The sequence below is a fragment of the Micromonospora coxensis genome, from assembly GCF_900090295.1.
GTDB classification, from domain to species: domain Bacteria; phylum Actinomycetota; class Actinomycetes; order Mycobacteriales; family Micromonosporaceae; genus Micromonospora; species Micromonospora coxensis.
The window spans coordinates 3,889,712-3,903,644 of the sequence record NZ_LT607753.1; the positions used below are offsets into that span (position 1 = coordinate 3,889,712).

The following is a 13,933-nucleotide window of genomic DNA, read 5'->3' on the forward strand; positions in this document are numbered from 1 at the left end:
CGTGGGCGCGATCACCGGAACGTTCAAGGGCTTCGGGGTCACCTTCTCGCACATGTTCAAGAAGGTCGTCACCACCGACTACCCGTTCAAGCCGCCGGTCTCGGCGCCGCGCTACCACGGCCGGCACATCCTCAACCGGCACCCGGACGGCCTGGAGAAGTGCATCGGCTGCGAGCTGTGCGCCTGGGCCTGCCCGGCGGACGCGATCTACGTCGAGGGTGGCGACAACACCGACGAGCAGCGCTTCTCGCCGGGTGAGCGGTACGCCAGCGTCTACCAGATCAACTACGCCCGGTGCATCTTCTGCGGGCTCTGCATCGAGGCCTGCCCGACCCGTTCACTCACCATGAGCAACGAGTACGAGCTGGCCCGGGACAGCCGGCAGGACCTGATCTTCACCAAGGAGCAGCTGCTCGCGCCGCTGCTGCCGGGGATGGAGCAGCCGCCGCACCCGATGCGGCTGGGTGACAGCGAGAAGGACTACTACGTCGGCGCGCTGACCAACCCGGGCACCTCGGCCGGTGCCGAGCACTCGGCCAACAACCCGGGCCGGTACCAGCTCGAGGAGCACCCCGGGGTGACCTTCCCCGGCGCCGAGCAGCACGCCCAGCGGGCCGAGGCGGGCAAGGGAGCAGGAGCATGACCACGCAGACGGTGCTCGCCGCGGCGGGCGAGGTCTCCGGGGGTGAGCAGGTCACCTTCTGGATCCTCGCCCCCCTGGCGCTGATCGGCGCGATCGGCATGGTCCTGGCCCGCAACGCGGTGCACTCCGCGCTCTGGCTGGTGCTGACCATGCTCTGCCTGGGCGTGTTCTACGTGCTCCAGGCGGGCCCCTTCATCGGCATGGTGCAGATCATCGTCTACACCGGCGCGATCATGATGCTCTTCCTCTTCGTGCTGATGCTGGTCGGCCGGGACGCCTCGGACTCGCTCATCGAGACGCTGCGCGGCCAGCGGGTCGCCGCGATCGTGCTGGCCGTCGGCTTCGCCGGCCTGGTCGGCACCGGCGTGTACCGCGCCCTCGACGGGGTCACCGCGGTCGGGCTCGACCAGCCGAACGCCGAGGGCAACGTGCAGGGCATCGCCCGCCTGCTCTTCACCAAGTACGTCTTCGCCTTCGAGCTGACCTCGGCGCTGCTGATCACGGCCGCCGTCGGCGCGATGGTGCTGGCGCACGTGGAGCGGCGCAAGGAGGACCGGATGGACCAGGTCGCCACCATGAAGGCCCGGTTCCGCCCCGGCAACTACCCCGGCCCGAAGCCCGGCCCGGGTGTCTTCGCCACCTCGTCCTCCGTGGCCACCCCGGCCCGGCTGCCGGACGGCCGGCTCACCGAGCGCAGCATCCCGGAGATCATGCCGGTGCGGGAGCTGACCGCCGAGGAGACCACGCTGAAGGGGACGGACAAGTAATGGATCAGTTCTTCTCGGTCGAGCCGAACTACTACCTGGTCCTCGCGGCGGTGCTGTTCACCATCGGCGCCGTCGGGGTGCTGGTCCGGCGCAACGCGATCGTGCTGTTCATGTGCGTCGAGCTGATGCTCAACGCGGCGAACCTGACGCTGGTCACCTTCAGCCGGATCAACGGTGACCTCAACGGCCAGATCATGGCGTTCTTCGTGATGGTGGTGGCGGCGGCCGAGGTCGTGATCGGGCTCGCGATCATCATGTCGATCTTCCGGACTCGGCGCTCCGCGAGCGTCGACGACGCCAACCTGCTGAAGTACTGAGGGGCCCTGCGGTGGATGAGATCCTGACGTACGCCCAGGCCGAGCCGGCCGGCACCGTCGCCTACGCGGAAGCCGGAGGTCTGCTGAGCAGCGTCTGGCTGCTGGTGGCGATCCCGCTGGTCAGCGCGGCGATCCTGCTGCTGCTCGGCCGGCGGGCCGACCGCTGGGGGCACTGGCTCGGGGTGGCCGCCATCGGCGCCGCGTTCGTGCTCGGGCTGAGCTACTTCTTCCAGCTGCGCGGCCTGGAGAACAAGTCCGTCGAGCTGAGCCTCTGGGACTTCATCACGGTCGGCGACCTGCGGGTGGACTTCGGTCTGCTCTTCGACCCGCTGGCCGCGGTCTTCGTCCTGCTGATCACCGGGGTGGGTTTCCTGATCCACCTCTACGCGGTCGAGTACATGGCGCACGACGAGGGCCGGCGACGGTTCTTCGGGTACTTCAACCTCTTCGTCGCCGCGATGCTGCTGCTGGTGCTCGGCAACAACTACGTGATGCTCTACTTCGGCTGGGAGGGCGTCGGTCTGGCGTCGTACCTGCTGATCTCCTTCTGGTACGGGCGGCCGAGCGCGGCCACCGCCGGCAAGAAGGCGTTCCTGATGAACCGGGTCGGCGACGCCGGCCTGGCGATCGGCATCTTCATCATGTTCGCCACCCTCGGCACCACCCAGTACGACGAGGTCTTCACCGGCGTCGGCGCGCTGACCAGCGGCACCGTGCTGGTGCTGGGCCTGCTCCTGCTGCTCGGCGCGGCCGGCAAGTCCGGCCAGTTCCCGCTCCAGGCGTGGCTGCCGGACGCGATGGAGGGCCCGACCCCGGTGTCGGCGCTCATCCACGCCGCCACCATGGTGACCGCGGGCGTCTACCTGATCGCCCGCTCGAACCCGGTCTTCTCGGCCAACTCCACCCTCCAGCTCGTGGTGGTCAGCGTCGGCGCGATCACGCTGCTGATGGGCTGCCTCATCGGTGCGGCCAAGGACGACATCAAGCGGGTGCTGGCCTGGTCGACGGTGAGCCAGATCGGCTACATGTTCCTCGGCGTCGGCCTGGGCGGCGCGGCGTACGCGCTGGCGATCGTGCACCTGCTGGCGCACGGCTTCTTCAAGGCCAACATGTTCCTCGGCGCCGGCTCGGTCATGCACGGCATGAACGACCAGGTCGACATCCGCCGTTTCGGCGGGCTGTCGAAGTACATGAAGGTCACCTGGCTGACCTTCATGATGGGGTGGCTCGCCATCATCGGCATGTTCCCCTTCTCCGGCTTCTTCTCCAAGGAGCCGATCATCGTGGCGGCGTTCGAGCGGGAGGGCTGGACGGCCTGGCTGTTCGGCGGCGCGGCGCTGCTCGGCGCGGGGCTGACCGCCTTCTACATGACCCGTCTCTTCGTGCTCACCTTCCACGGCCCGAAGCGCTGGACCGAGGACATCGAGCACCCGCACGAGTCGCCGAAGCTGATGACCATCCCGCTGATCCTGCTGGCGATCGGCTCGGTCGGCGCCGGCTTCCTGCTGGCCACCTCCGTGCCGGACTGGCTGACCGCCACCGCCGGACTGGGTGAGCAGGAGGAGGGCCACCACGCGGTGCTGTCGCACACCGTCATCACCGTGCTCTCGCTGCTGGTCACCGTGCTCGGTGCCGGGCTCGCCTGGATGCTGTTCCGCAACGGCACGGCCACCGCGCCGCAGCCGGCGGGCGTGCTGGTCACCGCCGCCCGGCGCAACCTCTACACCGACGCCTTCAACGAGGCGGTCTTCGAGAAGCCGGGCATCTTCCTCACCCGGGCGCTGGTCTTCCTCGACAACCGGGGCGTCGACGGTCTGGTCAACGGCCTGGCCGCGGCGGTGGGTGGCGGCTCCGGCCGGCTCCGGCGGCTGCAGACCGGCTTCGTCCGGTCGTACGCGACGTCCATCCTCACCGGCGCGCTGCTCGTGGTGGCCGCGTTCCTGGCCGTCCAGGCGGGGTGGTTGGCGTGATCGACCTTCAGGCGGCCGTCGCCGGCGGACCGCGCAGTGACGACGGAGGTAAGGCCGCATAATGTCCGACTTCCCGTTCCTCTCGGTGCTCACCGTGGCGCCGCTGGTCGGCGCCCTGGTCGTGGCCTTCCTGCCACGGCGGCGGCCCGAGCTGGCCAAGCAGGTGGCCTTCGCGTGGTCGCTGCTGGTGCTGGTGCTCTCCGTGGTCATGTGGGTCTCGTTCCAGGTCGACGGCGACCGGCTCCAGTTCCGTGAGTCGTACCCGTGGATCCCGACCTGGGGCGTCAACTTCACCTTCGCCGCCGACGGCATCGCGCTGGTCATGCTGATGCTGATCGCGGTGCTGGTGCCGCTGGTGATCCTGGCGTCCTGGCACGACGCCGAGTCGTCGAAGCGGTCCGTGCCGGTCTACTTCGCCCTGCTGCTCATCCTCGAGAGCACGATGATCGGCGTCTTCGCCGCCGCCGACGTCTTCCTGTTCTACGTGTTCTTCGAGGTCATGCTGGTGCCGATGTACTTCCTGATCGGCAGCTACGGCGGCCACCAGCGGCAGTACGCGGCGGTGAAGTTCTTCCTCTACTCGCTCGTCGGCGGTCTGTTCATGCTCGCCGCGGTGATCGGCCTCTGGGTGGTCGGCGGGAAGACCTTCGACTGGCAGACGCTGACCCAGGTGGACATCTCCACCGGCACCGAGCGTTGGCTGTTCCTCGGCTTCTTCCTCGCCTTCGCCATCAAGGCGCCGTTCTTCCCGTTCCACACCTGGCTGCCGGACGCCGGTGGCGCCGCCCCGGCGGGCGCCGCCGCGCTGCTGGTCGGCGTGCTGGACAAGGTCGGCACCTTCGGCATCCTGCGGTACTGCCTGCCGCTGTTCCCCGAGGCGTCGAAGTGGTTCGCCCCGTGGGCGCTGGCGTTGGGCCTGATCGGCATCATCTACGCGGCGCTGCTCGCGGTCGGCCAGTCCGACCTGAAGCGGCTGGTGTCGTACACCTCGATCGCGCACTTCGGCTTCATCGGGGTCGGCATCTTCGCCTTCACCACCCAGGCCGGCACCGGCGCGGTGCTCTACATGCTCAACCACGGGCTCGCCACCGGCCTGCTCTTCCTGGTCGTGGGCATGCTGATCGCCCGCCGCGGCTCGGCGCTGATCAAGGACTTCGGCGGCGCGGGCAAGCTGGTGCCGCTCCTGGCCGGCGTGCTCTTCTTCGCCGGTCTGGCCTCGCTGGCGCTGCCCGGCACCGCGCCCTTCGTCTCCGAGTTCCTGGTGCTCATCGGCACCTTCACGGTGAACAAGCCGGTCGCGGTGATCGCCACGCTCGGCATCATCCTGGCCGCCGCGTACGTGCTGTGGATGATCCAGCGGACCACGCAGGGCACGCTCAACCCGGAGCTGACCGAGATCGAGCCCATGCGCCGGGACCTCAGCCTGCGCGAGAAGGTCGTGGTCGCCCCGCTGATCGCCCTGATCGTGCTGCTCGGCTTCTACCCGAAGCCGGTCACCGATGTCATCAACCCCGCCGTCCAGGCGACCATGCAGGACGTCGGCAAGACCGATCCCGCCCCTGAGGTCGGCAGCGTCCAGGAGGCTGCGAAGTGACCGAGCTGAAACTGCCGTCGATCGACTACGCGGCGCTCGCTCCGATCCTGATCATGCTGGGCGCCGCCCTGCTCGGCGTGCTGGTGGAGGCCTTCGTGCCGCGCCGCAACCGGCACCTGGCGCAGCTGTCGCTCGCCCTGGCGGCGGTGCTGGCCGCGCTGGTGATGGTGGTGCTCAACGCGGGCGACCGGCTGATCACCATCGGCGGGGCGATCGCCATCGACGGTCCGGCGCTCTTCCTCCAGGGCGCGATCCTGGTGCTCGCCGCGATGTCGCTGCTGCTGATCGGTGAGCGTTCGGTGGAGCGGGGCGGGGCGTTCGTCGCCCAGGCCGCGGTCACCGCCGAGTCGGCCGACGACCGGCGGCAGGCCGAGGGGACCAACGGGGCCACCGAGGTGTACCCGCTGACCACCTTCGCCATCGGCGGCATGCTGATCTTCGTGGCGGCGAACGACCTGCTGACCATGTTCATCGCGCTGGAGGTCTTCTCCCTGCCGCTCTACCTGCTCTGCGCGCTGGCCCGTCGCCGGCGGCTGCTGAGCCAGGAGGCGGCGATGAAGTACTTCCTGCTCGGCGCGTACGCCTCGGCGTTCTTCCTGTTCGGTGTGGCGCTGGTCTACGGCTTCACCGCCGGGATCCCGGGCCGGGCAGCCGGTGTCGACTTCGCCACCGTGCACGCCGCCGTCAAGGAGTCGCCGGCCAGTGAGGTGCTGCTCTTCGCCGGCATGGCGCTGCTCGCCATCGGCCTGCTCTTCAAGGCCGCCGCGGCGCCGTTCCACGTGTGGACGCCGGACGTCTACCAGGGCGCCCCGACGCCGGTCACCAGCTTCATGGCGGCCTGCACCAAGGTCGCCGCCTTCGGCGCCCTGCTGCGGGTCTTCCACGTGGCGTTCGCCGACGCGGCCTGGGACTTCACCCCGGTCCTCGGCGCGGTGGCGGTGCTCACCATGCTGGTCGGCGCGGTGCTGGCGGTCACCCAGACCGACATCAAGCGGCTGCTGGCGTACTCCTCGATCGCCAACGCCGGCTACCTGCTGGTCGGTGTGCTCGCCCCGAGCGGCGCGGGCATCTCCGGCACGATGTTCTACCTGGCCGCGTACGGCTTCTCGGTGCTGGCCGCGTTCGCCGTGGTGACCCTGGTGCGCGACGCGGACGGGGAGGCCACCCACCTGTCCCGCTGGGCCGGGCTGGGCCGCCGCTCGCCGTTCTACGCCGGCATCTTCACCTTCATCCTGCTGGCCTTCGCCGGCATCCCGCTGACCAGTGGCTTCACCAGCAAGTTCGCGGTCTTCGGCCCGGCGCTGGAGGCCGGCCACGCCTGGCTGGTGGTGGCGGGCGTGCTGACCAGCATGGTGCTGGCCTTCCCGTACCTGCGGGTCGTGGTGATGATGTGGCTCTCCGAGCCGGGCGAGAGCACCCCGACGGTCACCGTGCCGGGTGGCCTGACCGCCACCGCGCTGATGATCGGCGTGGTGGCCACCCTGGTCCTCGGCGTGGTCCCGGCCCCGCTGCTCGACCTGGCGACGGACGCCGCGGCGTTCGTCAGATGATCCACTCTTTCCGGACGCGGGGCCGGTGCGCGTCGGCGCACCGGCCCCGCGCCTGTATCCCCGCCCCGGAGCAGGTCGAACGGGTGTGGCATGGTTGATGGCGTGGTGATTCCGGCTGGCGAGGGTTCAGGCGTCGTCGGCTCCGGCGGTCGTCGGAGCCGGGCGGGCACGAGTCAGATCGGCGCGCTCGGCGTCTACCTCGCCGATCCGCGCGTCGAGGCCTCCGTGCTGGGTCTGCTCGACTCCGTCGAGGCCGACCTGCGGGCCAGCGTGGCCAGCGCCGACCCGTTCGTCACCGAGGCCGCGCGGCACCTGGTGGAGGCCGGCGGCAAGCGGTTCCGGCCGATGCTGGTGGCGCTGGGCGCCCAGTTCGGTGACCCGGGCGCCGCGCAGGTCGTCCCGGCGGCGGTGGTGATGGAGCTCACCCACCTGGCGACGCTCTACCACGACGACGTGATGGACGAGGCGGCCGTGCGGCGGGGCGCGCCGAGCGCCAACTCCCGCTGGACGAACTCGGTGGCCATCCTGGTCGGCGACTACCTCTTCGCCCGGGCCGCGGACATCGCCGCCGACCTCGGCCCGGAGGCGGTCCGTCTCCAGGCGCGCACCTTCGCCCGCCTGGTCCACGGCCAGATCGCCGAGACCGTCGGCCCCCGGGCCGGCGAGGACCCGGTCGCGCACTACCTCAACGTGATCGCCGAGAAGACCGGCTCGCTGATCGCCACCTCGGCCCGCTTCGGCGGCATGTTCGGCGGTGCGAGCGCCGCGCACACCGAGGCCCTCGCCGGGTACGGCGAGACGATCGGGGTGGCGTTCCAGCTCTCCGACGACCTGCTCGACATCGCCAGCGAGTCGGTGCAGTCGGGCAAGACGCCCGGCACCGACCTGCGCGAGGGCGTACCGACCCTGCCGGTGCTCTACGCCCGGGCGTCGGACGACTCCGACGCGGCCTCGGTGCGGCTGCGCGAGATCCTGGCGACCGGTCCGCTGGTCGACGACGCGCTGCACGCCGAGGCCCTCGGCCTGCTCCGGGAGAGCCCGGCGCTGAAGCGGGCCCGGGAGACCGTCCGCAGCTACGCCGAGGACGCCCGGGCGCAGCTCGCCCCGCTGCCGCAGGGCCCGGCCCGCCGCGCCCTGGAATCCCTCTGCGACCACATCGCCGACCGCACCAGCTGACCGGCGTCCCGAGCCCCTCGGTCACCGCCGCCCCCGCGCGGACCCGCCGGGCCGCGCCGGACCGGGTCAGCCCTGCGCGGTGAGCATCCGGCTGCCGAGCAGCATGAGCGCGGCGGCGGCCAGCATCGCCACGGCGGCGGTCAGCCACATCACCGGGTAACCGACGGCGGCGGCGGTGGCGCCGAGGCCCAGCGGACCGAGGCAGCCGCCCGCGTACACCCCGGTCTGGGTGATCGAGGTGGCGGCGGCGGGCGCCTGCGGGTGCAGCTTCACCACGGCGAAGTTCATCAGCCCCGGCCAGGCCCAGCCCAGTCCGAAGCCGAGCACCACGCCCGCCACCAGCGGCACCGCGCCGGTCATCGCGAGCAGGCCCAGCCCCACGGCCCCGACCACCAGCATCCCGGCGATCACCGAGACGTGCCCCTCGGCCCGCCGGTCGGCCAGCCAGCCCCCGGCGACCCGGGCGGTCACGCAGACCGCGCTGCCCAGGGTGAGGGTGAGCCCGGCCAGGCCGGGCGCGAGGCCCCGGGCCGCCGCGGAGTCGACCAGGAAGGTGCCCAGGGCGTTCGCCGCCGCCGCGGCGAGCGTCGCGGCCACCCCGACGACCACCAGGGCCGCGGTGGCCCGGCCGCCGCGCGTCCCGGCGGCCCGTGCCGCCGGTCGGGCCTGCGCCGGGGGTACGGCGGGCAGGGCGGCCAGGGCGGCGACGGCGGCCGCCGCGAACGCCCAGCGCCAGCCGGCGGTGAGCGCGATGGTGGGTACGGCCGCGCCGGCGAGCAGCGTGGAGGCCGGGATCGCCGCCTGCTTCACCCCGAAGGAGAGGCCCTGCCGGCGGGCCGGCACGTGCCGGGCCAGCGCGGCGTTGCTGGCGAGCTGGCCGAGCGCGTTGGCGGCGGCGCTCAACCCCAGCAGGACCAGCAGCGTCGGGTACGAGCGGGCGAGCACCGCGATGGCGAGCAGGCAGCCGGCGGCCAGCAGGATGCCGGCGCGGCCGACCACGGCCGCGCCGTACCGCTCGACGAGGCGGCCGGAGGGGACCGACGCCAGGGCGCTGACACCGAAGTACACCGAGACGGCCAGCCCCAGCCCGGCGGGGGAGAAGCCGAGGTCGTCCCCCATCTGTACGGCGAGGCCGCCGACCAGGAAGACCGGCAGCACGGAGGCGATGGTGGTGGCGACGGCTCCGGACACGGCGCGCAGCGGGCGCACCGCGGGCGGGCTCGGCGACGGGTCGAGGGCGGTTCCGGTCATGGTTCCGTCAACCTACGTGAGCCCGTCTCACGACGACCCGGCGTGTCGGAGCGATACACGCCACGTGCGGGCTGATCTGCCATCCTCGACCCGAACGGGCGTTCCGTCCCGGGCCGGTTTTTCATATGGTGTAAGTCCCCGGCTGCGGAGGTGGTTGTGCGCGACCCCCTGGCGGAGCCTTCGGACCTGATCCGGAGCGTCTCCCGCGCGCTACGCGTGCTCGAGTCGGTCGGTCGTGCCCCGAAGGGCCTGACCGTCAAGCAGATCGCCCGGCGGTGCGAGTTGACCGTCGCCACCACGTACCACCTGGTCCGGACCCTGGCGTACGAGGGCTACGTGATCCGCCGGGAGGACGGCACGTACATCGTGGGGCTGGAGGTGGCCGACCGGTACCGCGAACTGGTGACCGCGTTCCGGGGCCCGCCCGCGGTCGGTGAGACACTGCGCCGGGCCGCCGCCGACACCGGCTGGAGCCACTACCTCGGCCGCTTCGTGGGCGGCCAGGTGGCCGTCACGGCGGTCGCCGAGGGGCCGCGCTCGCCGTACCTGGAGGACCTGGTCCCCGGCTTCGACGAGGGGGCGCACGCGACCGCCCTCGGCAAGAGCCTGCTCGCCACCCTCACCGCCGAGCAGCGCTTCCGCTACCTGCGCGAGTACGGCATGCGCCCGTTCACCGCGGCCACCCTGACCACCGCCGAGGCGTTCGAGGCGGACCTGGCCGCCGGGGACCGACGCGGCATGCAGCTGGAGCTGGGGCAGTTCCGGCAGGGGGTGGCCTGCGCGGCGGTGCTGGTGACCCCGGACAAGGACATCGAGCGTCGGGTGGTGCTGGCCTGCGCGCTGCCGGCCAGCGAGATGATGACCTCCGCCCGGGTGGTCCGGGCCAAGCTGCTGACGGTCGCCCGGTCCGTCGCCGACGGCATCGCCACGGAGAGCTGACCAGGGCCGGCTGCTCGTGCCGGTCGCCGTGGCGCTGCCCGCCCAGGCGGAACGGACGCCGCCGGTGGGCAGCGGGCGCGGGTGTGGACGCCGAAAGGGCCCCGTCCCTGGCGGAGAGCGGGGCCCTTCGGCCGGTGGTCCAGCGCCGGACCACCGGGGGGAACGTCAGCTGCCGATCGGGCCGCCGTCCAGGCGCCAGGTGACCACCACGCCCGGCTTGGCGTAGTCGCCGTCCGGCCAGGTCGACACCGGGTTGTCCACCGTCGCCCCGGTGACCTCGCCGGGGTGCTGCACCGCCACGAAGACCGAGCGGCTGTCGCCGGTGATGAACGGACCGCAGGCCTCCGCGCCGAGCGGCACGGTGAGGAACTGCTTGAGGTGGCCGCGCTCCGGCCCTTCGACGGCGGTGGCGAAGAGGCCGTCGTTGCTGCCCAGCGCGTTGCCGTCGGTGGAGATCCAGAGGTTGCCGGTGGCGTCGAAGGCGACGTTGTCCGGGCAGGAGATCGGCGAGACCTTGGTCTTGTCGTACCCGGCGAAGTAGGTCGACGGGTCGGTGGGGTCGCCGGCGACGATCGGCAACGACCAGGCGAAGGTCTCCGCCGTGTTGTCGCCCCGGTCCTCCACCAGTTCCAGGACCTGCCCGTGCTTGTTGAGGTTGCGCGGGTTGGCCTCGTCCGCCGGGGCCTTCCCGGGCTTGCCGCGGTCGGTGTTGTTGGTCAGCGCCACGTACACCTTGCCGGTGAGCAGGCTCGGCTCGACGTCCTCCGGCCGGTCCATCTTGGTCGCGCCGACCTTGTCGCCGGCGAGCCGGGTGAAGGTCAGCACGTCGGCGGCGGTCATTCCGTCGACGTACGAGCGGTTGCCGCTGACCAGCTTGATCCAGCGGCCCCGGCCGTCGAACGCCCCGTCGGCCGGGAGCTTGCCGGAGCCGTCGATCTCGGCGGCGCTGGTCTGCTCGATCTTCGCCACGTAGAGGGTGCCCGACTCCAGCAGGGTCAGGTTGTGCCTGCGCGCCACCCACGAGTCGCCCGGCAGGAACTTCTTGTCGGAGACGAACTTGTACAGGTAGTCGAAGCGCTCGTCGTCGCCCATGTACGCGACCACGTGCCCGTTGCGCGCCACGATGACGTTGGCGCCCTCGTGCTTGAACCGGCCCAGCGCGGTGTGCTTGCGCGGCCGGCTCTCCGGGTCGTACGGGTCGATCTCCACGATCCAGCCGAACCGGTGCGCCTCGTTGGGGTGCTTCGCCAGGTCGAAGCGCTCGTCGGCCCGCTCCCACTTCCGGCTGCCGCCCGGGTACCGCGCGGTGGTGGTGATGCCGTACCGGGCCAGCTTCGGCTTCAGCTCCTCCGGCGCGGCGTCGCCGCCGACGAAGTACTGGTTGAAGTTCTCCTCACCGGAGAGCACGGTGCCCCACGGGGTGACCCCGCCGGCGCAGTTGTTCAGCGTGCCGACGACGGTACGGCCCTTCGGGTCGGCGGCCGTACGCAGCCAGGCCGAGCCGGCGGCCGGGCCGGTCAGCTCGAACTTCGTGGCCAGCGCGGTCACCCGCCGGTTGTACGGCCGTCGGCCGTTGGCTACCGGACGCCACTGCCCGGTGCCGTCGACCCGCTCCAGCTCCACCACGGACATGCCGTGCGCGGCCATGGCCACCCGCAGCTGCTCCACGGTGAGCGCGTCCATCGTGGTGAAGCCGGGGAACATCAGGTCCTCGTTGGTGTACTCGTGGTTGACCACGAGCAGCGCCCGCCGGCCGCCCCGGTCCAGCGGCAGCACCCCGACGAAGTCGTTGTTGTAGCCGAACTGCTTCGACTGCGCGGCGGCGGTCTGCCCGCGCAGGTCGAACGCCGGCGCGCCGGGGACGACCGGGTCGCCCCAGCGGATGACCACCGCGTGGTCGTACCCGTTGGGGACGACCAGGGTGTCGAGCTGGTTCGGCGGGATCGGCCTGAAGGTCAGCGCGCCGCTGCCGGCGCCCGGCCGTGGCCGGCCGAAGCCGGCCGCCTCCGGCGGCACCGGGGCGGCGGGCGCGGCGGCGGCCGGGGCCGCGCCGGCCAGCGCGCCGGCCGCCGCGCCGCCGAAGCCGAGCACCAGCGCGCCGACCGCGCCGGCCCGGACCACACCGCGCCGGCTGACCTCGGCGGAGACCACGTCGCCGAAGTACGCGTTGTCGGAGGTGTTGGGGACCGGGTGGTCGCAGGCGTTGCCGCACCGGTACAGACAGGTCATCGCATCACGGCTGCCGTGGCGGGTGGTGGTGCCCAGCAACGGGAGCAGCCGGGGTCGGTCGCTCATGGGGTGCCTCCTGGAAGCGGTTCGGTGGCACGCGGATCGCTGATCGACGTGCGTACCGGCCGGACGCTGCCAGGACGCGGTGAGCGGCCCTCGGATTGAGGATGAACGAGGTGTGAACAGCTGACACGGTGAACCGATCCGGGTCACCGCGCGTATCCACGGGCGAACACCCATCCGGCCCGACTCGCCGCGGAGAGCGAGGGGATCACCATCAGCGACCACGACGCCCAACTGCTGCGCGCCCTGCACGACGAGCACGCGGAGGCGCTGTACGCGCACGCGCTCCGGCTGGTCAACGGCGATCGGACGCGGGCGGAGGACCTGGTGCAGGAGACCCTGCTGCGGGCCTGGCGCCATCCCGAGTCGCTCGACCCGCGACGCGGATCGGTGCGCGCCTGGCTGTTCACCACCGCCCGGAACCTGGCGATCGACGCCTGGCGGCGCCGGTCCACCCGGGTCGGCGAGGTGTTCACCGATGACCTGCCCGAGCCGCCGGAGGCGGTCGACGAAGCGGAGCGCGCGGTGGAGGCGTGGACCGTGGCCGAGGCGCTGAACCGGCTCAGCCCGACCCATCGGGAGGTGCTGGTCGAGTGCTTCTACCAGGGCCGATCGGTGGCCGAGGCGGCTGCCCGGCTGGGCGTGCCGCCGGGGACGGTCAAGTCGCGCACCCACTACGCGCTGCGCTCACTACGGTTGGTCCTGGCCGAGATGGGGGTGACCGGATGACCCGCTGCGAGTTCGCGCACGACGACGGCGCGTACGTGCTGGGCGCCCTCGCCCCGGCCGACCGGGCCGCGTACGAGCGCCACCTCGGCGGCTGCGCGGCCTGCCGGGAGGCGGTCGCCGAGATCGCCGTGCTCCCCGGGTTGCTGGGCCGGCTCGACCCGGCCGCGCTGGACGAGTTCCTGCCCGCGCCGCCGGAGGCCACCCGGGTGCCCGACCTGCTCGCCGCCGCCCGGGACCGCCGTCGCCGCGACCGGTCGCGCACCCGCCGACGGTACGCCCTGACCGCCCTGGTCGCCGCCGCGTTCGCCCTGGTGGTGGGCTTCGGCGGGGCGACCGCACTGCGCCCGGCCGACCCCGCGCCCGCGCCGACCGTGCAGGCGGTCCGGATGGTCGCCATGCAGCCGGTGTCGGCGAAGACGCCCGCGGTGCACGCCGAGATCGGGCTGACCGGGACCGAGTGGGGCACCGAGGTCACCATGCGGTGCGGGTACGACGCGACCGCCGGCTACGGCAAGGCGTACACCTTCCGGCTGGTGGCGTACGGGCCGGACGACGCGACGGAGCAGATCGCCTCGTGGCTGGCCGGCCCCGGGGACGACGTACGCCTCACCGGCGCGACCCGGTTCACCGACGCGGAGCTGGTCCGGCTGGAGCTGATCCGCGCCGACGGCACCCCGGTCCTCGGCTACGACGTGCGCTGACCGG

12 protein-coding genes are annotated in these 13,933 nt (G+C 72.2%); 10 read left to right on the plus strand and 2 right to left on the minus strand.

The annotated features are described in order from the left end of the window. Window position 1 precedes the first annotated feature (1 nt). From nuoI to GA0070614_RS17770, 7 genes are all read left to right on the plus strand, one after another. The gene (gene nuoI, locus GA0070614_RS17740; RefSeq protein ID WP_088977012.1) at window positions 2-643 is read left to right on the plus strand and encodes an NADH-quinone oxidoreductase subunit NuoI; all 642 of its coding nucleotides are present in this window, start codon (window positions 2-4) and stop codon (window positions 641-643) included. Further along, entirely contained in the window at window positions 640-1,410 is a 771-nt protein-coding gene (locus GA0070614_RS17745; protein WP_088977013.1) for an NADH-quinone oxidoreductase subunit J, read from the plus strand. Before nuoI ends, GA0070614_RS17745 begins: the two co-directional genes overlap by 4 nt. Next, complete coding sequence (nuoK, locus tag GA0070614_RS17750) at window positions 1,410-1,727, plus strand: NADH-quinone oxidoreductase subunit NuoK (RefSeq protein WP_088977014.1); 318 nt, start codon at window positions 1,410-1,412, stop codon at window positions 1,725-1,727. Before GA0070614_RS17745 ends, nuoK begins: the two co-directional genes overlap by 1 nt. Window positions 1,728-1,738: 11 nt before the next feature. Further along, on the plus strand, window positions 1,739-3,697 hold the full coding sequence (gene nuoL, locus GA0070614_RS17755) for an NADH-quinone oxidoreductase subunit L (protein ID WP_088977015.1): 1,959 nt from the start codon (window positions 1,739-1,741) through the stop codon (window positions 3,695-3,697). A 61-nt stretch (window positions 3,698-3,758) separates the two neighbouring features. After that, a complete protein-coding gene (locus tag GA0070614_RS17760) occupies window positions 3,759-5,291 on the plus strand; it encodes an NADH-quinone oxidoreductase subunit M (RefSeq protein ID WP_088977016.1) in 1,533 nt (510 codons plus the stop codon). Then, entirely contained in the window at window positions 5,288-6,841 is a 1,554-nt protein-coding gene (nuoN, locus tag GA0070614_RS17765; RefSeq protein WP_088977017.1) for an NADH-quinone oxidoreductase subunit NuoN, read from the plus strand. Before GA0070614_RS17760 ends, nuoN begins: the two co-directional genes overlap by 4 nt. Before the next feature lie 90 nt (window positions 6,842-6,931). Then, entirely contained in the window at window positions 6,932-8,017 is a 1,086-nt protein-coding gene (locus GA0070614_RS17770; protein ID WP_088977018.1) for a polyprenyl synthetase family protein, read from the plus strand. Between the two features lie 66 nt (window positions 8,018-8,083). Here the strand turns inward: GA0070614_RS17770 and GA0070614_RS17775 are convergent, their stop codons facing one another. Further along, window positions 8,084-9,268 carry an MFS transporter gene (locus GA0070614_RS17775; protein WP_088977019.1) on the minus strand — a complete coding sequence of 395 codons (1,185 nt, stop codon included), beginning with the start codon at window positions 9,266-9,268 and terminating at the stop codon, window positions 8,084-8,086. Between the two features lie 156 nt (window positions 9,269-9,424). On the opposite strand from GA0070614_RS17775, the gene GA0070614_RS17780 reads away from it, so the two are divergent. Beyond that, window positions 9,425-10,207, plus strand: a complete 783-nt coding sequence (locus GA0070614_RS17780; RefSeq protein ID WP_088977020.1) for an IclR family transcriptional regulator — start codon at window positions 9,425-9,427, stop codon at window positions 10,205-10,207. 165 nt (window positions 10,208-10,372) lie between these two features. Here the strand turns inward: GA0070614_RS17780 and GA0070614_RS17785 are convergent, their stop codons facing one another. After that, complete coding sequence (locus GA0070614_RS17785) at window positions 10,373-12,502, minus strand: PhoX family protein (RefSeq protein WP_088977021.1); 2,130 nt, start codon at window positions 12,500-12,502, stop codon at window positions 10,373-10,375. 231 nt (window positions 12,503-12,733) lie between these two features. On the opposite strand from GA0070614_RS17785, the gene GA0070614_RS17790 reads away from it, so the two are divergent. Continuing rightward, window positions 12,734-13,228 (plus strand): sigma-70 family RNA polymerase sigma factor, encoded by a 495-nt coding sequence (locus GA0070614_RS17790; RefSeq protein WP_088959261.1) that lies wholly within the window; start codon window positions 12,734-12,736, stop codon window positions 13,226-13,228. Beyond that, window positions 13,225-13,929, plus strand: a complete 705-nt coding sequence (locus GA0070614_RS17795; protein WP_088977023.1) for an anti-sigma factor family protein — start codon at window positions 13,225-13,227, stop codon at window positions 13,927-13,929. Before GA0070614_RS17790 ends, GA0070614_RS17795 begins: the two co-directional genes overlap by 4 nt. Window positions 13,930-13,933 lie beyond the last annotated feature (4 nt).